20 protein-coding genes, 1 tRNA gene and 1 pseudogene are annotated in these 25,143 nt (G+C 66.7%); 6 read left to right on the forward strand and 16 right to left on the reverse strand.

Annotated elements, in window-relative coordinates; translation table 11 throughout:
- Together CLG96_RS09825 and CLG96_RS09830 are read left to right on the forward strand one after the other, a co-directional pair.
- Window positions 1–279 (forward strand): transposase (locus tag CLG96_RS09825; RefSeq protein ID WP_133175387.1); only part of this gene is annotated, 279 nt, incomplete at its 5' end.
- Between the two features lie 49 nt (window positions 280–328).
- A pseudogene (locus CLG96_RS09830) lies at window positions 329–1,294 on the forward strand (IS481 family transposase).
- A 634-nt stretch (window positions 1,295–1,928) separates the two neighbouring features.
- On the opposite strand, the gene CLG96_RS18500 reads toward CLG96_RS09830, so the two are convergent.
- The 11 genes from CLG96_RS18500 to infA form a co-directional block, all read right to left on the reverse strand.
- On the reverse strand, window positions 1,929–2,141 hold the full coding sequence (locus CLG96_RS18500) for a hypothetical protein (protein ID WP_133175388.1): 213 nt from the start codon (window positions 2,139–2,141) through the stop codon (window positions 1,929–1,931).
- Window positions 2,142–2,295: 154 nt separating this feature from the next.
- The gene (locus tag CLG96_RS09840; RefSeq protein ID WP_243395729.1) at window positions 2,296–3,525 is read right to left on the reverse strand and encodes a glycosyltransferase family 4 protein; all 1,230 of its coding nucleotides are present in this window, start codon (window positions 3,523–3,525) and stop codon (window positions 2,296–2,298) included.
- 26 nt (window positions 3,526–3,551) lie between these two features.
- On the reverse strand, window positions 3,552–4,790 hold the full coding sequence (locus tag CLG96_RS09845; protein ID WP_107967722.1) for a capsule biosynthesis protein: 1,239 nt from the start codon (window positions 4,788–4,790) through the stop codon (window positions 3,552–3,554).
- Window positions 4,787–6,415, reverse strand: coding sequence for a capsular polysaccharide export protein, LipB/KpsS family (locus CLG96_RS09850; RefSeq protein ID WP_243395730.1), 1,629 nt, complete (start codon window positions 6,413–6,415; stop codon window positions 4,787–4,789). Before CLG96_RS09850 ends, CLG96_RS09845 begins: the two co-directional genes overlap by 4 nt.
- Before the next feature lie 141 nt (window positions 6,416–6,556).
- On the reverse strand, window positions 6,557–7,165 hold the full coding sequence (locus CLG96_RS09855; RefSeq protein ID WP_107967724.1) for a hypothetical protein: 609 nt from the start codon (window positions 7,163–7,165) through the stop codon (window positions 6,557–6,559).
- Between the two features lie 131 nt (window positions 7,166–7,296).
- A complete protein-coding gene (locus CLG96_RS09860; protein WP_107967725.1) occupies window positions 7,297–8,310 on the reverse strand; it encodes a phytanoyl-CoA dioxygenase family protein in 1,014 nt (337 codons plus the stop codon).
- A gap of 294 nt (window positions 8,311–8,604) precedes the next feature.
- Window positions 8,605–8,680: transfer RNA gene (locus CLG96_RS09865), tRNA-Phe, on the reverse strand.
- Window positions 8,681–8,702: 22 nt separating this feature from the next.
- Window positions 8,703–8,918 (reverse strand): DNA gyrase inhibitor YacG, encoded by a 216-nt coding sequence (locus tag CLG96_RS09870; protein ID WP_107967726.1) that lies wholly within the window; start codon window positions 8,916–8,918, stop codon window positions 8,703–8,705.
- Window positions 8,890–9,894 carry an Rne/Rng family ribonuclease gene (locus tag CLG96_RS09875; RefSeq protein WP_107967727.1) on the reverse strand — a complete coding sequence of 335 codons (1,005 nt, stop codon included), beginning with the start codon at window positions 9,892–9,894 and terminating at the stop codon, window positions 8,890–8,892. The genes CLG96_RS09870 and CLG96_RS09875 overlap by 29 nt, the downstream gene beginning before the upstream one ends.
- Window positions 9,887–10,459, reverse strand: coding sequence for a Maf family protein (locus CLG96_RS09880; RefSeq protein WP_107967728.1), 573 nt, complete (start codon window positions 10,457–10,459; stop codon window positions 9,887–9,889). Before CLG96_RS09880 ends, CLG96_RS09875 begins: the two co-directional genes overlap by 8 nt.
- 16 nt (window positions 10,460–10,475) lie before the next feature.
- On the reverse strand, window positions 10,476–10,694 hold the full coding sequence (gene infA, locus CLG96_RS09885) for a translation initiation factor IF-1 (protein WP_107967729.1): 219 nt from the start codon (window positions 10,692–10,694) through the stop codon (window positions 10,476–10,478).
- Between the two features lie 172 nt (window positions 10,695–10,866).
- On the opposite strand from infA, the gene pdeM reads away from it, so the two are divergent.
- Window positions 10,867–11,529 carry a ligase-associated DNA damage response endonuclease PdeM gene (pdeM, locus tag CLG96_RS09890; protein WP_107968061.1) on the forward strand — a complete coding sequence of 221 codons (663 nt, stop codon included), beginning with the start codon at window positions 10,867–10,869 and terminating at the stop codon, window positions 11,527–11,529.
- Here the strand turns inward: pdeM and CLG96_RS09895 are convergent, their stop codons facing one another.
- The 4 genes from CLG96_RS09895 to CLG96_RS09910 form a co-directional block, all read right to left on the reverse strand.
- On the reverse strand, window positions 11,530–13,050 hold the full coding sequence (locus tag CLG96_RS09895; RefSeq protein ID WP_107967730.1) for a SulP family inorganic anion transporter: 1,521 nt from the start codon (window positions 13,048–13,050) through the stop codon (window positions 11,530–11,532). It abuts the gene before it with no gap.
- Window positions 13,047–13,739, reverse strand: coding sequence for a carbonic anhydrase (locus tag CLG96_RS09900; RefSeq protein WP_107967731.1), 693 nt, complete (start codon window positions 13,737–13,739; stop codon window positions 13,047–13,049). Before CLG96_RS09900 ends, CLG96_RS09895 begins: the two co-directional genes overlap by 4 nt.
- 66 nt (window positions 13,740–13,805) lie before the next feature.
- Complete coding sequence (locus CLG96_RS09905; protein WP_341476948.1) at window positions 13,806–15,161, reverse strand: ATP-binding protein; 1,356 nt, start codon at window positions 15,159–15,161, stop codon at window positions 13,806–13,808.
- The gene (locus tag CLG96_RS09910; protein ID WP_107967732.1) at window positions 15,161–15,868 is read right to left on the reverse strand and encodes a response regulator transcription factor; all 708 of its coding nucleotides are present in this window, start codon (window positions 15,866–15,868) and stop codon (window positions 15,161–15,163) included. Before CLG96_RS09910 ends, CLG96_RS09905 begins: the two co-directional genes overlap by 1 nt.
- A 246-nt stretch (window positions 15,869–16,114) precedes the next feature.
- Here CLG96_RS09910 and CLG96_RS09915 point away from each other — a divergent pair, with 246 nt between their 5' ends.
- The 3 genes from CLG96_RS09915 to CLG96_RS09925 all read left to right on the forward strand — a co-directional run bounded on the left by CLG96_RS09915 (window position 16,115) and on the right by CLG96_RS09925 (window position 23,219).
- A complete protein-coding gene (locus tag CLG96_RS09915; protein ID WP_133175389.1) occupies window positions 16,115–16,804 on the forward strand; it encodes a hypothetical protein in 690 nt (229 codons plus the stop codon).
- 191 nt (window positions 16,805–16,995) lie between these two features.
- Window positions 16,996–19,029, forward strand: a complete 2,034-nt coding sequence (locus CLG96_RS09920) for an autotransporter assembly complex protein TamA (RefSeq protein ID WP_107967734.1) — start codon at window positions 16,996–16,998, stop codon at window positions 19,027–19,029.
- The gene (locus tag CLG96_RS09925) at window positions 19,029–23,219 is read left to right on the forward strand and encodes a translocation/assembly module TamB domain-containing protein (RefSeq protein WP_107967735.1); all 4,191 of its coding nucleotides are present in this window, start codon (window positions 19,029–19,031) and stop codon (window positions 23,217–23,219) included. The genes CLG96_RS09920 and CLG96_RS09925 overlap by 1 nt, the downstream gene beginning before the upstream one ends.
- Here CLG96_RS09925 and CLG96_RS09930 read toward each other — a convergent pair.
- Window positions 23,213–24,949, reverse strand: coding sequence for a sensor domain-containing diguanylate cyclase (locus CLG96_RS09930; RefSeq protein WP_165799617.1), 1,737 nt, complete (start codon window positions 24,947–24,949; stop codon window positions 23,213–23,215). The genes CLG96_RS09925 and CLG96_RS09930 overlap by 7 nt on opposite strands.
- Between the last annotated feature and the right edge of the window lie 194 nt (window positions 24,950–25,143).

The raw sequence follows: 25,143 nt of genomic DNA on the forward strand, positions 1-25,143 counted from the left end.
GCCTACGTCGAGCAGTTCCTCGTCCCAACGCTCAAGCCCGGCGACGTTGTCATCATGGACAATCTTGGCAGCCACAAGGGGGAGGCCGTGCGCCGCGCCATCCGTTCCACCGGCGCCAGGCTGCTCTTCCTCCCACCCTACAGCCCGGACCTGAACCCAATCGAGCAGGTGTTCGCCAAACTCAAGACGCTGCTCCGCAAGGCAGGCGAACGCTCCTTCGATGCCGTCTGCGACCGCATCGGCGAACTCCTCCACCGCTTCCCGCCCGATGATGTTTAGTCCCGCGGAGTGATGATACGGCTAATCATCACGTCTGGCGGGAGGAGCTATGGGGCAGGTTTTACACGGCAGCGCCCGCACGACTGAGGCGGTCCGTCGAGCGATACAGCGGAGTGAAGAGAGCATAAGGGCGCTGGCCAAGCGCCACGGCATCAGCCCGACCACGGTCCAGAAATGGCGTAAACGGACGAGCGTTGCGGACGCGCCCATGGGGCCGAAGGCCATTCATTCCACGGTGCTGACGATCGAAGAAGAGGCGATGATCGTGGCCTTCCGGCGGCACACGCTGTTGCCGCTGGACGACTGCCTCTACAGCTTGCAGCCGACGATCCCGCACCTCACCCGCTCGGCGCTCCACCGCTGTTTGCAGCGCCATGGCATCAACCGGTTGCCGGAGATGGAAGGCGACAAGCCGGCGAAGAAGAAGTTCAAGGCCTACCCGATCGGCTACTTCCACATCGACATCGCCGAAGTCCGCACCGGGGAAGGCAAGCTCTATCTCTTCGTCGCGATCGATCGCACCTCGAAGCTCGCCTTCGCGAGGCTGGTCGACAGAGCCAACACCGTCACGGCCACCGCTTTTCTCGACAAACTGGTCGAGGCCGTGCCCTAAGACATCCACACCGTGCTCACCGACAATGGCATCCAGTTCGCCGACCTGCTCAAGAACCGCAACGGCCCGACTGCCCGCTGGCGCGGTCATCCCTTCGACCGCGCCTGTTGGCGCCACGATATCGAACATCGCCTCACCAAGCCGAACCATCCATGGATCAACGGCCAGGTCGAGCGGATGAACCGCACCATCAAGGACGCCACCGTCAAGCGTTACCATTACGACAGCCATGACCAGCTTCGGCAGCACATCCAGCTATTCATCGACGCCTACAATCATGCCCGCAGGCTCAAGACGCTGCGCGGTCTCACCCCCTACGAATATGTCGCCCGCATCTGGACAGAAGAGCCCGAGCGATTCAAAATCGACCCGTATCATCACTCCGCGGGACTAAACACCTAGATAGCTACCTGTTGCGGTGATCACTTTATTCCCTGCCATTCCAAGGGTTAGACGTTAGGCTCTCGTAGAGCAGATCGGCTCCTAACCTCGCTTGGGCATGAGGAGCCAGCAGCCTCAAGCTTCCTCGACAACTCCGCCATCGCGATGTCGGGCTGCGTGTCCACCCACCTGATCGGCCTGGCCATATACGGCACCAGTTTGCCGGCACCGCAGGAGCGCGCCTGCGGGGCAGGAACAACCGATCCCGTTCGCTCTACTCTCTGGAGCAGCTTGACCGCGCTCACCCCAAAATGTTGCGGCTCGCTGTGAATGATCCGCTGCCACATGCGACGATATCCGATCCCGAAGATCTCGCAAATAGGCTTTCCCCATGATCCACTTCCAATGAGGGTGGATCACATTTTTCCGCTCCTGGGAATCGTCCCTGATTCCAACTTCGGGCCCAATGCTTTAGGCGCTCAAGCAAGCGGTTCTCATGCGTTCCTCCCATAATGATGAGAGAAGTTCCAAAGGAGAACCCGAAGACGTGGCCGATAGCTGCCAGCATCATCAGGGACGGACAGGGAATTGAGCATATCCAAACGAAGAAATTAATGAATAATAATATAATAATGACAGAAATGTTTTTGCGACTTCAAGGGGCACGCGCGATATCACGATATCGAAACCGTGACCATGCAATGGAAAAGCAGGGGAAGGTTGCCTTCCAGTGCCCCTCCGAGCGGTTCACTATTTCACGAAACATGATGAAGATCGGGTGGCCAATAACCGTGAAGGCAACTGGGTCGATATCGCCCTCATGTGATTTCTGTCCGCTATGGAGAAGGGCGATGACGCTGCCCAGCATCAAGGGTTAGCCGATAAGCCACAAATATCCGATATTCTCGCGTCCGTAGTGCGTATGCAGTTCGCGCATCAGTAATGCGCCGATGACACGCATCTGGACGGCCAGCGCACGAAAAAAACCTGCCTCCCTGAGGGCTTGGTTGCGTTGGTCATAGTCATGCGACGATGTCCTCTATCATCTCGCGCACATATTGAATATGCTTTTGCCAGGTTGGACGGACCCAAGCCGACAGCCGATCGATTTGCGCGGCACGCTCGGGCGAGGCCTCTAGGGCATAGCTCTGCAATAGCCGGATCCATTCCGGGCCATCGAGCGGATCAACATAGTCCGGCGCATCGCCTCCGGCTTCACGAAGTGCCGGCAGATCGCTGCAGATGACCGGTACACCCATGTCCAGCGCTTCGGTAACCGGCATGCCATATCCTTCGGCGAACGAAGGCAGGAGAAGCGCGCGCGCGCCGGCCAGCAGCGTGCGGACTTGGCGGTCGGGTAGGCCGGAATATTCCTCCACGCAGCTATTGAGGGCCGGACAGCGATCGAGCATGTCGACGATCTGCTCATTTTCCCAGCCGCGGCGTCCGATCAGGATCAGCTTGGGGATCGACCGGGGGCCGTGGATTTCGGATAGCCGCCGCCAGATGTTGAGCAGGAGAAGGTGGTTCTTACGAGGCTCGATCGTCCCGATGCAGACGAAATAGGGGCGATCGGACAGGGGCGGCACGGGCTTCGGCGCATCATAGGTACCAAGATGCGCAACGCGGACATGCGGCGTGCGGCCCGCCTCCGTTAGATAGGCCTCCAACGCGCGAAGCGTGGCATTGGAATTGGCGATGATTCCATCCGCATGTCGGACGATCGTATCGACGCGTTTGCGATGCTGCGCCGCCCCGTCCGGACGGGCATATTCGGGATATTCGAGCGGTATCAGATCATGCACCAGGCAGATGAAACGGGCGCGCTCCCGCTGCAATATCCTTCCTACCAGCTTCGGCCGGGTCAGATGATGGGGCGATGACTGAACATAGACCGTAGCGTCCGAAGACCTGCCGGATACCGGCCGAGGACGGAGCGAGAGCAATGTCTCGGCCGCAAAGCGCCGTAATGCCGACTGACTGATATGGCCATCATTCTCCCAACGGGCCTCGGTACGATCGAGAAATCGCAGCACGGCGGAGCGAGGCAGGCGCCCATAGACCCCGCCGGGATGGACGGCCGCGAACCGAAGCCGATCTGGGATCACGGCCATCAGGCCGCGCGCATAGGCCATCTCGACCCGGTCGACGCCGGTCGGGGTCGCATGCAGCACGCGGGAGAGCAGACGCGACAGATCGAGCACGACCTCGGGGTCGGAGGTCGCGGAAGGCCGCGTTGTCCGGCTCGTCACATCCTGGCTTGGTAGAGCAGCGAAGTTCACGGCCCTTGCACCAGCATCGCTGCATCCACGCCTTCCCGGGTCAGCGATCGTACCGCCCCCTCGATCAATAGTTCGATGCCCGATTCACTGAGGAATGCGCCGTGCAGCAGGCAACGTTCCACCAGCACGCGATAAAAGGCATCGTAAATCTCAGGAACCGGCGGCTGCGGCGTTCGCCAGAAGCTGTCCAGGCCTGTCTGATGCGTGATTCCCCGAATATTGTAGATCGCGCTGCCGAGCACGACGACCGGAACATTCTCGGCGAGCGCGAGAGTGCCCGTCGTGCTGTTCACGGTGACGAGCCCGCGCGAATTGCGGACGAGCGCGATGACATCGCCATGTTCCAGGAAATCGACGCGATCGGCGACGCCGAAGCGCGCCGCTTCCTCATCGACGACCCGCCGCCAGTTGATCAGGCCGCTGTCCAGCGGATGCTCCTTGATCGCAAGCCGCAAGGATGCGGGCGCGTGGGCAGCGAAGCTTTCGATCACCCGCGCGATCGCCGCGCGTATATTGGCGAAGGGCGAGTGCAGCCGGATCTGATAATCGGAATCGAGCTGGAGCGGAAACAAGACATAGTCCGCGCCCTCCAAATTGCGCAGCGTTTCGGCCGCGCGCGTATATTCCCCTTTCCTGACGGCGAAACGCCTCAGCCAGCTAACGCCTTCGCCCACAGGGTCATGCGCCCTGTGGGTCTGGTGAAAGGGAAAGCGCCAAAATTGAAGCACGACCTCGGCATAATAAAAGAAGGCGGCCCAGCCACGTACGCTCGAATAGGATGGCAGCGGCGGATGGACTGGCACCGGCGGCAGGCGCCGGGCCTCCGCCAGATACCAGTCGGGATCGCTCGGCAGGCTGGAATGGCCGTTGACGCCGTCGCGCTCGAGCGTGACCCAGTCGGGGCGGATATAGCCTTCCTCGAAGACATGGACGCGGATGCCAGCGCGCCGGGCGGCGGCGATCGCGACCGCATGCTTTGGCCGTCCATCGCCGAACAGGACGAGGTCGGTCACGCCTTCGCGCCGAAAAAATGCCTTGATGAAGGCTTCCCAATGCTTCTCCCGGCCATGATAGCTTATCCCATCGGGCCAGGTCGCGCGGTCGCCGCCGTTGAAGTTGATCCGGCATGTGCGATGGCCCGCCCCGACGAGCGCCGCGCCGAGCTTCGGGAAGAAGGAGCCATGCGGCCCCTGCAGGAACAGATAGTTTCGCCGCAGGCGAGGCTGATATTTCATACCGCCCGGCCTGCCAGCCTGACCCGCATCCGTCCTTGCAGACGGCGCAGCTCGGTAAGGAGCGTGCGCTGCGCGCCGCCAGACTGCGCCAGTCGCGCGATAAGGATTTCGGGTGCGCATGGGAGGAGGGTCATCGGATCCAGATAGCGCGGATAGAGGATCAACGCACCCGTAACAAGCTCCGTGACCGATAGCCGCCGGGTCCGTCGTGCGACGGGAGGCCCCAAATCTGTGGTAAGCCCCCATCCGGCGAAGAAGGGCTGGCCATGGGTGAACACCTCGCGCCCGCGCAACAGCGCCTCGAATCCGGCCAGCGACGTCCAGACATGCACGGCATCGACGGCGTCGAGCAGGGCGGGCATCGCCGCGTCGCGCACGATCCTGTCGGCGAAGCGCAGGATTACGGCATCCGCCACCGCGCCCTTGCGATGTCCTGCTTCCACGTCCGGATGCGGCTTGAAGATAATATATGCGTCCGGTTCCGCGGCGCGGGCCCGGCGGACGAGGTCGAGATTGCCCGCGACCCCGCCGCCTCCGAGCAGCACCGAGCGGTCATCCTCGACCTGGCCCGTCACCAGCACGCGCCGGCCCTCGGCGGGGATGTCGGTGAAACGCCCGCGGCCACTGGCATATTTGCTGATGCCTGCGGCGACGATCACCGAAATCAGCCGCTCGGCGCGGTCGAGGAGCTCCTGCGAAAAGCGGGTTTCGGAAAGCAGCGTCTCGAGATCGCTCGGCCGGGTCGGGTCATAATAAATGCCCTTGCGGTCGACGACGATCGAGAGGGGAGGGTGGAGCGCGCTGCCCAGCCCTACCGAGCGGATGAAGCCATCCTCGACCTGCCGGACGGGCACTTGCGCTTCGGCCGCAGCCGCATCCAGCCCCGCCGGCGCGCGCGACGGCCAGACCGCGATATCGGCCCGCCTCATGGCCGCTGTGCGAACCGCGGGCCGGGCGCGCCGGTGAAAGTGCAGCGGGCTATCGCTTCCGTCCCACAGAAAGGCCCGGATTTCGCGACGCTTCCACCATGCGATCCCGCAGGCGGCGGCGATTCCGCGATTGGCGTCGATGCCCTGTCGCCAGAAGCCGAGCTGCGCAATCGTCTCCTCGGCGGTCATCGCCTCGCTCGTAAAGCAGTTACGGTAGGTCGCGCCCTCGATCAGCATAGCATGGATCAGACGGAGCAGATCGAGCTTTCCCTTGGTCGCGACGCCGGGCGCATCCTCGGTCAATCCCCAGCCGGCGAAAAGCCCCGATGAAACGGTGCGTACCCGGATGCCCGCAAGAAGCGCCAAGAAGATGAGTTCATCGTTGCCATCGGCATGAAGGCTGTCTGCCCCCGACAGCAGAGACCATGGATCGGTGGGGCCGACATGCACCTCTACGCCCTCTCGCTCGAAGAGCATGGCCGCGCCCTTGGCCCATCGCGTAGCGGGCAGGACGGCAAGGCATCGGCGCGACCCGATCTCCGCCGATGCCGCCAGCATTGCCTGCGCCTGCCCCATGTCCGCCGGCCGAAGGACTATGGGCGAGATGATTTCATGCGCGACGTACGGATCCCAAAAGCTTCCGCCGACACGCTGCTCCACCATGGCGCGCTGCAAGGCCGTGGCCCGATCGATCATGGCAGGGGCCAGAACCGTCTGCGAACAGGCCGTCAGGATCGCATCGAGGGGCACCGCCCCGGGTGCGCTGAGTGCACCCGTGTCAGGCTTCACGCCTGGAAAGGGCGGGGACCGCAACACGCACTGCCGCGAACGCATCGCTCAGATCTGGACGTCGCGCAACGCGTCGCGATCGGCGATGGCAAGAAGCGTGCTGACGGTGAGCGGCAGGAGCATCGGCAGGAGCATGACCGCGATCGCAAGCGGCATCGGCCAGCCCAGAAAGATCATGCCGGCCGAGAAGATCATATAGGCGAGATGGGCCGAATAGGCCTGGATCCCGCTCGACGTCCGGTCCTGCCCCTCGGCGCGATGCGCGCGCCAGCTCCACACGCCCGTCGCAACGCCGTAGGACCATAGCCAGTCGGCGATGCCGCCCTCCTGCGTGTCGCGCTGCTGAAGCAGGTGAAAGGAGGTCACCTCCCAGATGATGATGATGGCCACCGGCAGGGCGCTATGGACGAAGCCGGCGAAATAGCCGAGCGCACGACGCCCTCCCATGGTCGCCGAGCGTGCGACGTCCGCGAGGCCGCCGCCCGTCTTGGGCAGGATCGGCGCCAGGACCGCGCCGACGCCGAGGGCGACGATGCCGGTCAGCAGCTTGGGCCAATCGCCGTGGATGATGAGCCAGAACCCCGCAATCCCCGCGCCCGCGCTGAGCAGGACCATGGGGATCGTGAGCGCGCCAAGCGCTAGCCCCGTGAAATCCATTTGCCGCTGCTCATCATTATTATCCCCTTTGTCCGGCTCTTAGCCGATGCCGCTATTCCGGCAAATCATCTCTCGAACGGGCGAAGTAGCACGGCCCGTCATTCGCGCGAACCATCTGCCGACCAAATCGACTATGCGTCCGGCCTTATCCGCCCCACATCCCGCCAAGGCTGGCCCAGCCAAGGCGCCAGCCGGTCGCGCAGCGCCCACAGCCAGGGAATCCGCCGCTCGGCGAGCCCGGGCAAGCTCAGCGGATCGAGCCCCGTCCAGGGCAGGAAGGGATTGCGCCGGCCATAGGCCCATATCTCGATACGCGTCGAAGGGCGCACCGAAGGCCCGCGGGCGTGAAAGCCGAACGTGTCTGCCACGACCAGCGTATTGGCCGGAACTGCCAGGATTCGGGGCTGCGGCAGGCCGAGACCGGGAAGCTCATCCGCCTCGATGCGGAGCGATCCGCGTGAGGACAGCCGATCGAGCCTCGCTGCGTCGATGCTCTTGGCCCGTTCCCAGGCAAGACGCTGCGGCGTTGGCCGATGCGATCCCGGGACATAGGAGAAGGCGCCCTCGTCCGCCGCTACGTCGGTCAGGAACAGCCATGCCTTCACCGTGGGGTGGAAGGTGTCGGCGTGCAGCTTGGTCTGCGGATCGGGCGGCGCCTCGACGCGGCCGTTGAGGATCGTCTGGACATAGGTCAGCGGCTCGCTGTCGAAGCTGCCGGCATAGCGGATGAGCCCGCGCCACGCCGGATCGGCAAGCAGCGCGCGCGCTTCGGGCACGGCCGCGAGCAGCGCCGGATCGAAGGCGATCCGCCGCGTGATCGTGTCGCCCTGCACCATCTCGCGCGCCGGTGCGGCATGGCGCAGCAGGGCATCCCGCAACCGCTCGAAAAGCGCGGGGGGCAGGAAATCGCGCTTCTCGACGAAGCCGTCACGGTCGAAGGCGATCCGGTCCGCCGGATCGATCGCGGCCGCGAGCCGGCGGCGGCGCGACGCGGCGATCCAATGGGCGAAGCGCACCCGCGCTTCATGCAGACCCAGCCGGTTGAGCCGTCGCGAGCCGATCAGCGGATTGTCGCAAAATGCCTTGCCGCCGGTGGCGAGCTGCAACGCCCACCAGGGAGCAAGAAGATAGCGGGCGGTCTTCATCAAAGGCTTGGGTTCCGGGATGTCGGCCCGCTTATGCTGTCTTCGCCCCGCGACATCAATCTCTTCCCCCCGGCTTTCAGATCACATCGGTCCATTCTATTGGGGGTCGGAGCCATGATCCGGCTTCATCGGAGGAAGATCAGGCAAATATACCCGACTTCAGCCTCGCCCATCCTTTTGGTTTGTTCGCTAGCCTTGACTGCGCCTTCCGCGCCTTTTTCATGCGGCACATGAAGGCGCGACTGACTGCCAACGGACAGCCGACGCGGCGTGGGATGCTTCAGGACAGGGAGATGGTGCCCAGGGACGGAATCGAACCGCCGACACCGTGATTTTCAGTCACGTGCTCTACCAACTGAGCTACCTGGGCACGGCAAGCGTTGGAGGGGCGCCTATAAAGGGCGGTCGTGGCTGCTGTCCAGCCCATCCGCATCAATTTCTCGGTTATCCGCGTCAGCGGCCGGGCCGGGGATACGATAGCCCTCGTTCAGCCATTGCAGAAGATCGCGATCGCGGCAGCCTTGGCCGCAGAAGGGGGCGTACGCCGGGGATACCGCCCCGCCGCAAACGGGGCAGCCCTCACGCCTGGATGTGGTCCGTCTCGACATGCCCGGCGGATATGGCGAGCGCGGGATCGGTGCGCAAGCCGATGCCTGCACCGATTCGCACGGCAAGCTGGTCGATCCAGCCCGGCGCGCGCTCGATCCGTGCGATCACCGGAGGCGCCGCCACCAGCGTGCGGCGTCCGGCGCCCCGCGCCCGCTCCGCCCGGCGCAGCAAGGCGAGCGCCTCGGCGGTCGCCCGGTCCTGGCCGATCAGTTCGATCAGCGAGGGGCGCATGCGGCGGCGGATGATCTGGAGAAAGCCGAAGCCGTTGACCGCAGTACGCTCGAAGGGCTGCGGCAGCACCTCGTCGAGCGCGGCTGCGGCGGCCTGCCGCTCCGCCTTGGAGGAGAGCGTCGGCAGGTCGATGCCGATCGATCCGCCTATGTCGAAACGGCGGATCGCAGCCCCAGCCATGGCCGCTCCCGCGCAGGCGAGCGTCTCCGCCTTGCTCGTCCCGTCCACGTCGATCAGCGTCATCGCCGGCGTAGCGAAGATGCGCAGCATCGCGGCGGGGCTGGCGACGATGCCGCTCGCCGCTTCCTCGATCGCCTCGGACCAGCCGGCCTCCTCCAGCCGGTCGGGCTGGTGCGGCAGCAGGGACGTGACGGGGACTCCGGTCGCGGCGATGCGCGCTTTAAGGTCGGGGCCGGGGGAGGGGAGCGCGCCGGGCGCCGCCGCGCGCGCCTTGGGCAGCTTGACATTTCCCGGCTCGCGGATCGCCTCGCGGACGATCTCGATCATCAGCCGCGCGCCTTCGGTCAGTCCCGCGGGCACGGGCGAGAGCAGCGCCTCGCCGCCGGCAAAGGAGACGAGGCCGCGCCCCGTCGCATCCGCCTTGCGGACCAGCTTCGCCTCGATCAGCGTGCCGGCGCGCAACGCGCCATCTTCGCGCTCGATCGCCATCTCCACGATCCGGCCGTGATCGACGAGCGCGGCGCGCGCCTCGCCGATCCCGGCCTCGTAGAGCCATTCAGCCAAGGCCGATCCCGGCTGCCTCGAGCAGCGCGCGCGTTTCGAACAGAGGCAGGCCGACGACGCCCGAATGGCTGCCCGACAGGAAGCGCACGAAGCTTTCGGCGCGGCCCTGAATGGCATAGCCGCCCGCCTTGCCATGCCATTCGCCGCTGGCGAGATAGGCATCGATCTCGGCCGTACTCAGCCGCTTGAAGGCGACGATGCTGGTGGAAAGGCGATGCCGCGCCTGGCCCGCCCCGTCGATCAGCGTGACCGCGCTGTGCACGCGGTGCCGCCGGCCGGAGAGAAGCTCCAGGCAAGCGCGCGCCTGGCCCTCCTCCTCGGCCTTGGGCAGGATGCGCCGCCCGGCCGCGACGACCGTATCGGCGGAAAGGATGATCGCGCCTTGATGACGCGGGGCGACCACGGCCGCCTTTTCCGCCGCCATGCGCGCGGCATGGGGGGCGGGAAGCTCGCTCTTGTCCGGCGTCTCGTCGATATGGGCGGGATCGACCGCATCGGGCACGACGCCCAGACGCGCGAGCAGCTCCAGCCGCCGGGGGCTGGCGGAGGCAAGGATCAGGCTCATGGCGCCGCGACGGCGCCTATTTGAAGCGGTAGGTGATCCGGCCCTTGGTCAGATCATAAGGGGTGAGCTCGACCAGCACCTCGTCGCCCACCAGGACGCGGATGCGGTTCTTGCGCATCTTGCCGGCCGTGTGGCCGAGAATCTCATGGTCATTCTCGAGCCGCACCCGGAACATCGCGTTGGGGAGCAGTTCCACAACGCTGCCGCGCATTTCGAGCAGTTCTTCCTTCGCCATCAAGCCTCTTGTCTAAAATTCAGGTGGCCGCAAAATCGCGCCGCCTTAGCGTCTGAGCCGCAAAAAGGGAAGCCGCACGCTTCATGTGGGCCGACCGGGCGGATATGGGGCCGCTTCGGCCGCTTGGCCAGAGGCGTTGCCTTCCCGCCGATTTTCCGTCTATCAGGATGATATGGTTCCCTATTCGTTCTGTGGGATCGCGCTGTCCGCGCTCGCCCAGGGCGCGCTTTTCTGGCCCGCGCGCTCGGCGCTGCTGGTGGCCGACCTGCATCTGGAGAAAGCGAGCTGTTATGCGCAGGGTGGGCAGATGCTGCCGCCCTATGATTCGCTGGCGACGCTGACCGATCTCGCGGCCCTCGTCCGGACGACCGGGGCGCGGGAAATCTGGTGCCTGGGGGATAGTTTCCATGATCGGGAAGGGTGTGAGCGGCTGCCCGCGCCCGCGCGGCGGATGCTGGATGCGCTGATCGATAGGACGCGCTGGACATGGATCATCGGCAATCATGATGCCGGCTTCGTCGGCCATGTCGGCGGAGAGATAGTGGAAGAGGCGGAGGTGGACGGGCTGGTGCTGCGCCATGAGGCGGATCCCGCCGATCCCCGTCCCGAGCTTTCCGGCCATTTCCACCCGAAGCTGCGCCTCACGCTCAAGGGCCGCAATGTCGCGCGCCGTTGTTTCGTGGCGAGCGGCACGAAGCTGATTCTGCCTGCCTTCGGTGCGCTGACGGGTGGGCTCGACGCGGGCGATCCTGCGATCGCCCGCGCCATGGGTGCGCCCTGCGCGGCGCTGGTGCCGGTGGCGGACCGGCTGTTGCGTTTCCCGCTCGCCGCCTGATCAGGCGGCGGCTTCGGCCAGGCGGCGGAAGGAGCCCGTGGCGCCCGCCACCTCGATCCGCATGCCCGCGCTGCGCTTGCGCTGCAGCCAGTCGGTCAGCATCTCGGCGCAGCTATGGTCGAGATAGGCCAGCCGCTCGACATTGAGCCTGAGGGTGCTTCCCTCGGGCACGCGGTCGAGCGCGGTGGAGAGCTTGGGCAGCGCCACGAAGGTCGCGGCACCATCCAGGCTGATCTCGGCCCCGCCGTCGCGCTGCGCCTCGTCCACGCGCAGCCGGAGCTTGCGGACATGCGGCACCAGTTCGAGCAGCGAGATGCCGAGGCCGACGAGCACGCCGGTCAACAGGTCCGTCGCCACCACCATCACCAGCGTCGCCGCCCAGATGATCGTCGGCAACAGGCCATAATGGTGGAACAGGTGGCGCGCATGATGGAGGCTGACGAGACGCCAGCCGGTGACGACCAATATGCCCGCCAGCGCCGCCATTGGGATTTCGCTCAGCAGCCAGGGCAGCAGCATGACGAAGCCCAGGATCCACACGCCATGCAGCATCGCCGAGGCGCGGGTGAGCGCGCCCGCCTGCACATTGGCGGAGCTGCGCACGATCACGCCCGTCATCGGCAGCGCGCCGGCAATGCCGCAGAGGAGATTGCCGATGCCCTGCGCGCGCAGCTCCTTGTTGTAATCGGTGCGCACGCCGTCATGCATCCGGTCCACCGCGGCGGCCGAAAGCAGCGTCTCGGCGCTGGCGATGAAGGCGATGGCGAGCGCGGTGGCGAGGATCGACGGATCGATCAGCCGGCCGAGCAGATCGGGTCCAGGCAGCGCGATGCTGGCGAAGATCGATTCGGGCACGTTCACGCGCGTGACCGCAAGGCCTAGCGTCCAGGCGACCAGCGTGCCGGCGACCACGCCGATCAGCGCGCCGGGCACGAGGCGCAGCGCGGCCGGGCGGAAGCGTTCCCAGCCCAGCATGCCGAGGATGGTGACGATGCCGATCAGGAAGGCCTGCTCGGTGGCATCGATGCTGGTCGGTGACAGGCCGAGCAGCTGGCCCGGCATGGCGGCGAGATTTTCGAGACCGTTGGGCAGCGGCTTGCCGTTGAACAGCACATGGAACTGGCCGGCGACGATCAGCACGCCGATGCCGGCAAGCATGCCGTGCACCACCGCGGGCGATATGGCGCGAAACCAGCCGCCCAGCCGGAAGATGCCCGCCACGACCTGCAGCAGCCCGGCGAGCATCAGGATCGGCCCCAGCGCGGACAGGCCCTGATCGCGCACGATCTCGAACACGATCACGGCCAGACCGGCGGCCGGGCCGCTCACCTGGAGCGGCGATCCGGCAAGCGCGCCGACGACGATGCCGCCGATCATGCCGGTGATGAGGCCCTTTTCGGGCGGCACGCCGGACGCGATGGCGATGCCCATGCAGAGCGGCATCGCTACCAGGAAGACGACGATCGAGGCGGTGAAGTCCCGCGTGAAGCTCTTCGACGCGGGGAGCGACGCGCTGCTCATTCCGCCGCCTCCAGCGTCTCGTCCGCGGCGAGGCGGCGGCCGTGCGGCAGCGCCACCGGCAGCGGCTGGTCGTCACGCAGCGGGCGGAAGCGGCCGGTCTCGCCGTCCAGGCCCAGGATCAGGCCGGCATGGATGTCGACGAACCAGCCGTGCAGCGCGATATCGCCGCGGGCGATGCCGGCCGCGACCGAGGGGTGGGTGCGCAGATGGTTGATCTGCGCCACGATATTTTCGAGCGAGACCGCGCGGACGCGCTCGGCTCCCTCCAGATGCGGATAGCATTCGGAGACCACCTCATGCGCCGCATGGGCATGGCGCAGCCAGGCCGCGACATTGGGCATGCGCTCAAGCGCATCCTTGTTCATCAATCCCTTCATCGCGCCGCAGTCCGAATGGCCGCAGACGATGATGTCGCGTACGCCGAGCGCCACGACCGCATATTCCACCGCGGAGGAGACGCCGCCATTAGCCTGGGCGAAGGGCGGCACGATGTTGCCTGCATTACGGCAGACGAACAGGTCGCCCGGATCGGCCTGCATAATGAGTTCGGGCACGATCCGCGAATCGGCGCAGGAGATCATCAGCGCCTTGGGACGCTGCCCGTCATGGGCGAGCTGGCTGTAGAGCGCGCTCTGGTTCGGAAACACCTGTTTCTCGAAGCTGAAGACACGACCGATAAGCTCGTTCATGGCTTTTTCCTTGCTTGAACCTGGCCCGGCCACACGGCCGGATTTCTGAGCAAGGAATGTGCTTCATCACTTTTGCTGCGGCGCAGCGACTTTGTAAGAAAGTGTTGCTGAGGCTTGCCGGGGCAGGATGATCTCCGCGCGCAGGCCGCCTTCGGGCCGGTTGAGGAGGCGAAGCGTGCCTTCTTCGCGCTCGACCGCGCGGGCGACGATCGGCAGGCCCAGGCCCAGCCCGTCGGTGTTGCGCGCGCGCGCGGGGTCGAGCCGCTCGAAGGGCTGCATCACGCGATCGAGCGCGTCGGGCGGGATGCCCGGGCCCTGATCGTCGATGCGGATGAAGATCCGCCCTTCCTCCACGCCCGCCGAAATCTCGACCGCGTCGCCATAATGGAGGCCATTCTCGACAAGGTTCGCGATCGCGCGCTTGATGCTGAGCGGACGGACGAAGGCGTCGAGATGGGCGACGCCCGAATAGCGCGCCTCATGCCCCCGGTCGGCGGCATCGTCGGCGATGGTGGCGGCGAGCACGGCGATGTCGATCCGCGCGGGCTTTTCCGGATCATTCTCCCCGCCGAAGAAGGCGAGGAGCGAGGCGATCATTGCGTCCATTTCCGCAATGTCCGCGTCGACCGCCTTGCGCAGCTCCTCCTCCTCGATCGCCTCCGCGCGCAGCCGCAGCCGTGCGAGCGGGGTTCGCAGATCGTGGCTGACGGCGGCCAGCGCCTGCGTCCGGTTGGCGATCAGCTGGTGGATGCGCGCCTGCATGTCGTTGAAGGCGCGGATCACGCGGCGCATCTCGCTCGATCCCGCCTCGGCCAGCGCGATGCTGTCGCCATGGCCGACCCGCCCCGCCGCCTGCGCCAGCATCCGCATCGGGATCAGCACGATGCGGACGAGCAGGCCGCCGATCGCGATCAGCGCGATCGCCGGCACCAGCGCCAGCACGATCCGGTCGGGCGCGAGCGCGGTTCCGTCGACCAGTCCGAAGGTGGTGAAGCTCAGCCACGTCCCGTCGGGCAGTTGCAACGTGCCGGACACCCGATTGTCGCGCCCCGGCGAGACCAGCTTCACCTTCAGCCCGGCCTTGGCGAGCGCGGGCTCCCAGGCGATCATATGCGTGCGCATCTCGTCCAGCGGGGGTGCTATGGGTGGCGATGCGATCTTTTCGGGATGCCAGCGGATCAGCAGATGACCCGTGGAAAGCTGATCGGCCAGCTCGGCCCGGTCGGATCGGGGGCGTTCGGCCAGCAGCCGGTGCGAGACGGCGAGCTGCTCGGCCACGCGCCGCGCCTCGTCCTCGCGGATGTTGAGCCGGCTCGCCCGTTCGTAGAGCAGCGTGCTCGCGCCGAATTCGATCACGACGGTGAGCAGCAATATCGCGAACAGCCGGCCGATCAAGCCGAATGACGGGCGGCCGAGCATCATCAACTGCGTGCGACTTCCACGTTCAGCATATAGCCTGCGCCCCTGACCGTCACGATCGGGGCGGTGGCGCCATCCACCGAAAGCTTGCGGCGCAGGCGGCTGACGAGCACGTCGATGCTGCGGTCGGACGCGTCGGCGAGCCGGGTGCGCGAAAGCTCGATCAGCCGCTCGCGGCCCAGCACGCGCTGCGGATTGTCGATGAAGCTGGCGAGAAGGTCGAATTCGGCGCCGGTCAGCTCGATCACGGCACCGCTCGGCGACAGCAGCTCGCGCCGCGGAAAATCGACCGTCCAGCCGGCGAACCGCGCCTTGGCCGTACCATCGCCATGCCGCCGGTCGAGCCCGCCCCGGCGCAGCACCGCGCGGACGCGCGCCACCAGCTCGCGCGTGCTGAACGGCTTGGCGATATAATCGTCCGCGCCCAGCTCGAGGCCGACCACCCGGTCGGTCTCGTCATTCCTGGCGCTGGCGAAGATGATTGGCACATCGCTGCGCTGGCGGAGCTGCCGACACAGATCGATGCCGTTGGTTCCGGGCAGCATGATATCGAGCAGGACGAGATCGACCGGGCCGGCCTCGAACGCGATCCACATTTCCGGCGCGGAGGCGGCTGGGCGAACGGCGAATCCATTGCCCTGCAACGCTCGCGAAACGAGCGTGCGCAGGCCGGGATCGTCCTCGACCAGCAGGATCATGGGGGCGCTCATCGGGCGCTCCGGCGAAGGGGGACGGTGAACATCATGCAGGATGGAAGGAATTAGGGGCTCGCTGCGCCGCGTCAATCGCCCGGCGCGCGCCACGCGCATTCCGTCGTGCGCCAGAAACGATTTGTCACGATGAAGTCCATCGCCGGAAAAGCGGCGCGGTCATCCTCCTGTCACGCACAGGCCCCGGAGAGCAGCCGATCCAGCCTCTGCAAGGCGCGCCTGAGGAACAGTCTTGAGGAGACAATCATGCGACATCCGAGGTCCATTCTCTGTGCCGTGGCGGTGGTCGCCCTGTCCGGTACCCTCCTGTCCGGGCCCGCGGCGGCGGAGGTGAAACAGCCGGGCCGCCTGCTGGCGATGACGCCGGCTGCCTTCCAGTCTTCCGCCCTGGTCGAGGAGGACGAGCTGGAATTCGACACGCTGATCTCGACCGAGCCGGGCTTCACCGCTGGCCGATCGCTGCTCAGGATCGTGTGGAACGACAATCATCTGCGCGCCATCGTCGATCGCCGCACGGGTGCCACACGCTATGAGGTTCACCAGTTCATCCGCTATGCCGGTCCCCGGCGGGCCTATCGGTCGGTGAACTATGCCACCCCCGCCGGCCTCCAGCGCGCGGAGATGCTGAAGGCCGAGCATGGCGCCGATATCTGCCCCAATGTCGAGACAAACGGCGATTGCGTGCTCACCAAGCGGCTCAGCTTCGCCGTCGACGAGCCGTTGTTGCGCGCCATCGCCGCCAGCTATCGGCAGGGCGGCAGCGAAAGCTGGAACTTCAAGTTCAAGGAGGAGGGCGGCCACGATCTGCGCGCCGGCATCGTGCCCGCCGAGGTTGCCGGGCTACTGATGGCGGTGGACGGCTACAAGGCCAACCGGGGCCTCGATCGCCTCGCGGGCGCTGCGGGCGATGGCGGCGCCATCGCGCTCGCCGACTGATCCGATCCTTGCCCGCCGGTGCCCGGAGCATTTTTCGAGCATGATTCCATCCGCTCGGAAAATGCTTTAGGCGCCGGTCCTGGGGCAGCGCCGATCCGCTACGCGTGCCGTCGACAGGAACCATCGGGCGAGACATCCTTTCTGCTGTTTCGGGGGTGGAATAGGCCGCCCGGCGCAGGGAGGCTTCGGGGTTGGACGACAGGTCTGTGCGGATCGGCTTGGCGACGCTGCTGGCGCTCGCGCCCTTGTGCGCGGCCCGGGGTCAGACCGTCGCCGAGCCGCCCGAGGATCCGGCCTTCGATGCCGCACTCCCGCCGCTGGAGGAGACCGCCGCCCCACCTGCCGCGTCCGAGCCCGCCGCACCGCCCCCCGCTGTTCCGGCACCCGATCCGGCGGTGGAGGTGGATCTTGCCGCTCCCCTGCCGCCCATCACCACATTCGACACGACCCCGCCGGCGGAAAGCCCGGCCCAGGCCGCCACTGGTGAGGAACAGGCACGGCTGCGCTACCGGCTGGCGTTGAGCGGCCTCGACGAGGTCGGCCTGGAGGATCGGTTCCGTGATCTTTCCGCGCTGCTCGGCAATGGCCGGGAGGCCGCCAGTGCCGCGCAGATTTCCGCCCGTGCCGCGGAGGATGTGAAGCTTGCTGAGCGGCTGCTCCGTTCGGAAGGCTATTATGACGGCAGTGTCACCGCCGCCGTCTCGCCCCAGGCGGACAGGAGCGGCGTCATCACCGTCACCATCGCCGCCGTCCCCGGCCCGCGCTATGCGCTGGGCAGCATCGCCGTCACCGGCGCCGCGCCGGAACCAACCCGGCTCGCTGAGGAGGCATTGGGGCTAAGGGTGGGCGATCCGATCGTCGCCGCCGCGATCGAGACGGCGGAGGCCAGTGTCGCGCTCCGCCTGCCCGAGCAGGGCTATCCTTTCGTCGAGCTCGGCCAGCGCGACATATTGCTCGATCCCGTCACGACGCGCGGCGATTATAGCCTGCCGGTCACATCCGGCCCGCTGTCCCGCTTCGGCGGTTTCCGCACGGCGGGTGATCCCGTCTTCGACCCGCATCATATCGAGATCCTCTCCCGTTTCGATCGGGGCGAGATCTATGACAGCCGCGAGGTGGATGATCTGCGCCAGGCGCTGATCGGCACCAGCCTCTTCTCCGCCGTCTCGGTCGAGCCCGTCCGCACCGGCCAAGTCCAGCCGGACGGCACCGAGACGGTCGATCTGCTCGTCCGCCAGACCAAGGGGCCGTGGCGAACGCTTGCCGCCAGCGCCGGCTATGGCACGGGCGAAGGCATCAAGGTTCAGGGGAGCTGGACGCACCGCAATCTCTTCCCGCCCGAAGGCGCGCTCAGCGTGGATGCGATCGCCGGCACGCAGCAGCAGGGGCTCAGCGCCACCTTCCGCCGCTCCAATGCCGGCAAGCGCGATCGCACCGTCCAGGCCGGCGCCTCTGCGCTGCTCCAGGATTTCGCGGCGTTCAGCGCGCGGACCTTCACCCTGTCGGGCAGCATCTCGCGCGCTTCCACGCCGATCTGGCAGAAAAGATGGACCTATTCGCTCGGCGCGGAGTTGATCGCGACCGACGAAAGCCGCTTCGATGTCGCGCGCAGCGACAGGCGGCGCAACACCTATTTCATCGGGGCCATCCCGCTCCAGCTCGGCTATGACGCGTCGGACAGCCTGCTCGATCCCACAAAGGGCTTTCGCATCACCGGCCGGTTCAGTCCCGAAGCCTCATTGCGCGGCGGAACGGACGCCTATGCGCGTATGCTGCTCGAAGGCAGCGGCTATTATTCCGTGAGCGATGCGCTCGTGCTCGCCGGCCGAGTGCGGGTCGGCTCGATCGTCGGTGCGGCGCGCGACAGCATCGCGCCTTCCCGCCGTCTTTATGTCGGCGGCGGCGGATCGGTGCGCGGCTTCGGCTATCAGCAGCTCGGGCCCAAGGATGCGAATGACGATCCGGTCGGCGGCCGCTCGCTCACCGAATTCGCGCTCGAGGCGCGTTATCGCTTCGGCAATTTCGGCATCGTGCCCTTCATCGATGCGGGTCGGCTGGGCGAAGGCTCGACGCCCAGCCTTTCGGGCATGCGCTACGGCGCCGGCATAGGCGGGCGTTACTATACCAATTTCGGGCCGATGCGCGTCGATGTCGCGACCCCGATCAACCGCAGGCCGGGCGAATCGAGGATCGCGCTCTATATCTCGATCGGACAGGCCTTCTGATGGCGGAAGAAACCCCTTCGCCGGCACGCCATCGCGGCCGCACGGTCCTGAAATGGATCGCGATCCTGTTCGGCGGCCTGATCGCGCTGGTGGCGCTCCTGCTGCTCGGCCTCAACAGCGGGCCGGGCCGCGATCTCGTCCGCCGCCAGCTCGCCGCCTATGAAACGGCCTCCGGCCTCAATATCCGGGCGGGGCGGATCGATGGGTCGCTCTATGGCCGCATGTTGCTGCGCGACGTGGAAATCCGTGATCCAAAGGGCGCCTTTCTCACCGTGCCGGCGCTGACGCTCGATTGGCGTCCCTTCGCCTATGCCCGGTCGAAGATCGATATCAGGGAGCTTTCCGCCACCCAGGCCCGGCTGATCCGATTGCCTGAACTGAAGCCTGTTCCGTCGGAACCCGATGCGCCGATCCTGCCCGACATCGATCTCGCGTTGGGGCGGCTGCGGGTCGATCGGCTGGTCGTGGAGCCGGCGGTCACGGGTCGGCTCCACATCGTCCGTTTCGCCGGCATGGCGGACCTCGCCGATCGGCGCGCGCGGATCAGCGCCGATGCCATGGCGCTCGCAGCATCCGGCGTGGCCGGCGGCGACCGGCTGGCACTGCGGCTCGATGCGGCGCCCGATGCCAATCGCCTGCTGATCGATGCGAATCTCGCTGCGCCGGCCGGCGGGCTGGTCGACAGTTTTGCGAAGCTCGGCAAGCCTCTGACTTTCGCCGTCAACGGCCGGGGCGACTGGGCGAACTGGCGGGGCAGGGCGGTGGGCCGGCTGGCCGGCGCCCCACTCGCCAATCTCGCGATCCTCGGCCGTGACGGCGATTTCCGCGTGAAGGGCGCGCTGCGACCCGGACTGGCGCTGGGCGGACCGGCCGCGCGGCTCACCGAACCGCGCGTCGATCTCGATCTTCTGGCGCGGCTGGACGAGCGCCGTGCCGATACGCGGCTCGTCGCCCGTTCCGGCGCGCTGGCGCTGGATGCGGCGGGGCTGATCGATCTCGGCCAAAGCCGCTTCGGCAATTTCCGCTTGAATGGTCGGCTGCTCACGCCCGGCGCGATCGCGGATAATGTGCGCGGCCGCGATGTCGCCTTCCAGGCCCTGCTCGACGGTCCCTTTGCCACGCCGATCGTGGAATATCGGCTGAGGGCGGCCGCGCTCGGCTTCGGCGAGACGCTCGTCGAGGGGCTCGATGCGCGGGGGCGGGCGCGGGTCGATGCCGATCGCATTCTCATCCCCGTCTCGGCGACTGCGCGGCGCGTCGCCGGGCTCAACGCGGCGGCGGGCGGCCTGCTCACCAACATCTCGATCAATGGTGATCTCGCTTATGGCGACGGCAAGCTCTTGTCGGACAATCTGCGCCTGCGCTCGGATCGGATCGACGCCACCGCCATCCTCTTCGCCGATATTGCGGGCGGCACCTATACCGGTGCGCTCAAGGGCCGGGTGAATGACTATCAGGTCGATGGCATCGGCCGCATCGCGCTCGTCACCGATGCGGAGCTGGTGACGGCGCCCGGCGGCGGCTTCGGCATCCGGGGCCGGGTACGCGTCACCACCCGGCGGCTGGACAATGCCTCCCTGCGCGATCAGCTCGGCGGCAATGCCGTCATCACTGCCGACGTCGGCTTCACCCAGGAGGGTGTAGCCACCATCCGTAATCTGCGCATGGCCTCGCCCCGCTTCCGCATCACGGGCGGGGAAGGCAGCTATCGGCCGGACGGGCGGATTGCCTTCCGCGCAGTCGGCAGCTCCACCCAATATGGCGCGCTCGCCGTCGCGATCTCCGGCACGGCGGATCAGCCGCTCGTCCGCCTGCGCGCGCCGCGCCCCTATGTCGGCGTGCAGCTCCGCGACGTGGAGGCGGAGCTGGTCGGGACCGCACAGGGCTATGAAGTGCGTGCTCGTGGCGGATCAACCTATGGGCCTTTCCTCGCCGATCTGCTGATCCGTTCCGATGCGGGCCCGCTCGCGCTCGATATCCGCACCGCGCGCTTCGCCGGCATCGATTTCGGCGGCCGCATCGTCCAGACCGCCGCCGGCCCTTTCGACGGCACGCTCAGGCTTAGTGGCTCGGGGCTTGCCGGCACGATGCGTCTTGCCGCCGCCGGCGCTCATCAGCGCGCTGATTTCGATCTGCGCGCCGCCTCTGCGCGTATTCCCGGCGATGTGCCGATTACGATCGGCAGCGGCACGATCCGGGCGACGGCGATCCTCTATCCGGACGCGCCGGAAATTGTCGGCGCCGTCAGCCTCGCCAACATCCAGCAGGGCGAATATCTGCTCAGCCGCCTCCAGGGTCGCGTCCGCTATCGGGCCGGCCAGGGAAATGCGGCTCTCATCGCCTCGGGCAATAGCGGTCTTCCTTTCGACATCGCCCTCCAGGCGGCGCTCTCCCCGACGGCGATCCGCGCCAATATCCGCGGCACCGCGAACGATATCGCCTTCCGCCTCGCCCGGCCGGCTGAGATCGTGAAGATCGGCGGCGGCTGGCAGCTCCAGCCCGCCACCATCCTGCTGCCGCAGGGCGAGGTCGATCTTTCCGGCGATTATGGTGCGGCCACCACGCTCCATGCCCGGCTCCGTAATGTCGATCTCGCGCTGGCGCAGGCTTTCGCGCCTGGCCTCGGCCTCGGCGGCAAGGCATCGGGCACGATCGATTATGCGCTTCCCTCCGGCAAAACCGTGCCCGTCGCGCGCGCCCGGCTCGACATCGCCCGCTTTACCCGCACGAGCGCGCTCACCATTTCCGATCCGCTGGACGTGGCTCTGCTCGGCACGCTGTCCGATGCGGGTGGCGACATGCGCGCGCTTATCCGGCGCGGCGCGGCGATAGTCGGCCGCTTGCAGGCGCGCCTCGCGCCGCTTGGGAAAGGCGCGGGGCTCGGTGAGCGATTGTTCGCCGCCCCGCTATCCGGCGGCATCCGCTATAATGGCCCCGCCGAGATGCTGTGGGCGCTCACCGGCATTGCCGGGCAGAGCGTTTCCGGCCCGGTGGCGGTCGCGGCCGATTTCGGCGGGCGGCTCGATCGGCCGACGCTCAACGGCCTGATCCGCGCCAATGCTCTGCGCTATGAGAATGAAGCCTATGGCACCGTCCTCAGCAACATGGCGGTCGCGGGCCGCTTCACCCAGTCGCGGCTCGATCTGACGAGCCTCACCGCGCGCGCGGGCCGCGGATCGGTCACGGCGCGCGGCACGATCGGCCTCGATGCGGCGAGCGGTTTCCCGATCGACCTAACGGCGCAGCTCGATGGCGCGCAACTCGCGCGGAGCGACGCGCTGGGCGCGACGGTTTCTGGCACGCTCGCCATCACCAACAACCAGGCCGAAGGCGCGCTGATCCGGGGCGATCTCAACATTCCCGAGGCGCGCTACCGCATCATCCGCCAGGGCGCCGCCGAGGTGACGGAACTGACCGGCGTCCGCCGCAAGGGCGCGCCCGCCGTCCCGCCCGAGCCGCCTTCCGCCGCGCCCAGCATCTGGAAGCTCGATCTGCGCGTGCATGCGAACAATCAGATCTTCGTCAGCGGCATGGGGCTGGAAGCCGAATGGCGCACCGATCTGCGCGTCACGGGCACGGCAAGCGATCCGCGCATCATCGGCGAGATGGAGGTGGTGCGCGGCACTTACAGTTTCGCCGGCCGGCGCTTCGATCTCGACAATGGCACCGTCACCTTTCAGGGCGGGCCGGTCACCGATCCGGCGCTCTCGATCGCCGCCAGCACCAGCGTGGAAGGCGTGACCGCCACGATCAATATCGGCGGCCGCGCGACTAATCCGCAGATCAGCTTCACCTCCACGCCCGCCTTGCCGCAGGATGAGGTGCTCGCCCGTCTGCTGTTCGGAACGTCGGTCACCACGCTTTCGCCCACCCAGGCGATCCAGCTCGCTGCCGCGCTCAATTCGCTGCGCGGATCGGGCGGCGGCCTCAATCCGCTGGGCAAGCTGCGCTCCGCCACAGGGATAGATAGACTCCGCGTGCTCGGTGCGGACAGGGCTGCCGGCCGCGGCACCGCGCTTGCGGCGGGCCAATATATTTCCAACCGCATCTATGTGGAGATCATCACCGACGCGCGCGGCTTCACTGCGACGCAACTCGAAATCTCGCTGTCCAGGGCGCTCAGCCTGCTGTCCCAGGCGGGCTCCTTCGGCGGCTCGAACGTCAGCCTGCGCTACAAGAAGGATTATTGACGGAAGGAGAGGGGCGAGGATCGGTGGGTCCGGCGGTCATGACCTATGCGTGGCTCCTCCTCGCCGCGCTGCACGTCCGCCGGATGGCCCTCCACCCCCCGGTTCCGGCCGAGCGCCTTGGCCCGGTAGAGCGCCTGATCGGCGGCGCGGAGCAATGGCTCGAAGCTGGCATCGGGATGATCGCTCGCCCGCACATAGCCGAAGCTCGCGGTCACGCCCGGCAGCGTCGCCGCTATGTCCGTCATGTCGATCGCGCTGATCGTCTCGCGTACCTGTTCGACGAAAATGTCGAGCGCGAGTCCGCCCGCGACGACCAGCCCGAATTCCTCTCCGCCGAGCCGGCCGACCACCACATCCCCGCTCAGCGCGCGCAATGCATCGGCGATGCGCCGCAGCACGAGATCGCCCACATCATGGCCATGCGTGTCGTTGATCCGCTTGAAATGATCGACATCGGCAAGGATGAGGCCGACCGTCCGTTGCTTGCCGTCGGTGCGCGCCAGCTCCTGCCGTGCGCGGACGAGGAAGCCGCGACGGTTGTAGACGCCGGTCAGGTCGTCGGTTTCGGCAAGCTGCTCGAACCGCGCGCGTTGCGAACGTTCCCGGTCCCGCTCGACGCGCATCGCGGCGAGCGTGAAGGTCGCGCGCACCGACAGCCACACCGTCTGAAACGCGCCGACGAGCAGCACCAGCAGCTCGCCGCTGAAGATGCGCGTATCCGTCACGACGATGTCGGAGATTATGGAGTAGAGCACTGCGGCGATCGGCAATGACCAGGCGAGCGCGAAGTCCCGCGCGAACCGGCTGCCCCTGCGCCACGCGACGCCGGTTGCCATGATCACGCCGATGACCAACGCGAGGACGACGATGGTCAGAATGTTCGCGAGCAGGCTCGGCGTTCCCGCCGGCGGCATGATGGCCAGCGCCGCGGCCGCAACGACCGCCGCGGCCAGCGCGCGGAGCGATATGCGGCCCCAGCGAGGCAGCATGCCGGGCTCGATCGAGGATAGCAGCAGCATCGTCGCGGCAGCCTCGGCAAAGGCGGCGAGCATGGCGCAGATGCGCACGCTCGCAATGCCTGCCGCCGCAGGCACCACGGCCAGCGCCAGTTGGGACCAGAAGGCGCCCCAGCCGATCATGCAGGCGACCCACAGGCTGTGCCAGAGCGCGGACCGCTGCTTGGCCACGCCGAATAGGAAGAGATTGTAGATCAGGCTGGCGAAAAGCAGGCTGAGCGCGCAGCCGGCGAGCAGCGCCACGATCCCTGCCTCGCGCGCGCGGATGGGCTCGGGCAGCAGGCGGACGCGCAGCAGATCATAGGCCGCCAGATCCTGGAAGCCGATCGTCACCGAGTCCAGCTCCACATCCCTGGACGGTGCGGGAAAGGCCAGATGCGCATTCAGCGCCCAATGATCCCCGAAATCGCCCGCGCGAACGGTGTGGATGTTGGTTCGCCCGTCGACATAGTGGAAGATGACGCTGAGCTGCCGGAAGCGCGTCTGGCGTATGGTCAGCGACCAGTCCGTCCGGGCGCGTTCGTCGGGCGTCAGCTCATGCCTGAGCCAGAGCCATTGTTTTTCATATCCACGGGGTGTGCCATCGCAGCGATAGCCGTTCGGGCCCGGCAAGTGATTCGAAGATGTCACGGCATGGCAGAAATGCGGCTTCAGCACGACGGCCCCGGCCGATCCTGTAAATGCCAGAAACAGCAGCAGGAAATTGAGGGACAAGATGCTTCTGTGCCGGATGATTCTCATGCCATTTCGTATGCGTTCCGTTCATCTAGCCGGTTAGGTCTGGCGCGAAAAGCTTTGCCTGTCGTCAACAGTCTCCAATGCGGAGGAGCTGTGGCGTCGCTGCTTCGGTTCCTTACTTTCGATGACTTGGCGGATGCATGAGATCATCTGGTCGCGCTCGGCCCGAG

The sequence above is a fragment of the Sphingomonas oleivorans genome, assembly GCF_003050615.1.
In the GTDB taxonomy this organism is placed as follows: Bacteria; Pseudomonadota; Alphaproteobacteria; order Sphingomonadales; family Sphingomonadaceae; genus Sphingomonas_H; species Sphingomonas_H oleivorans.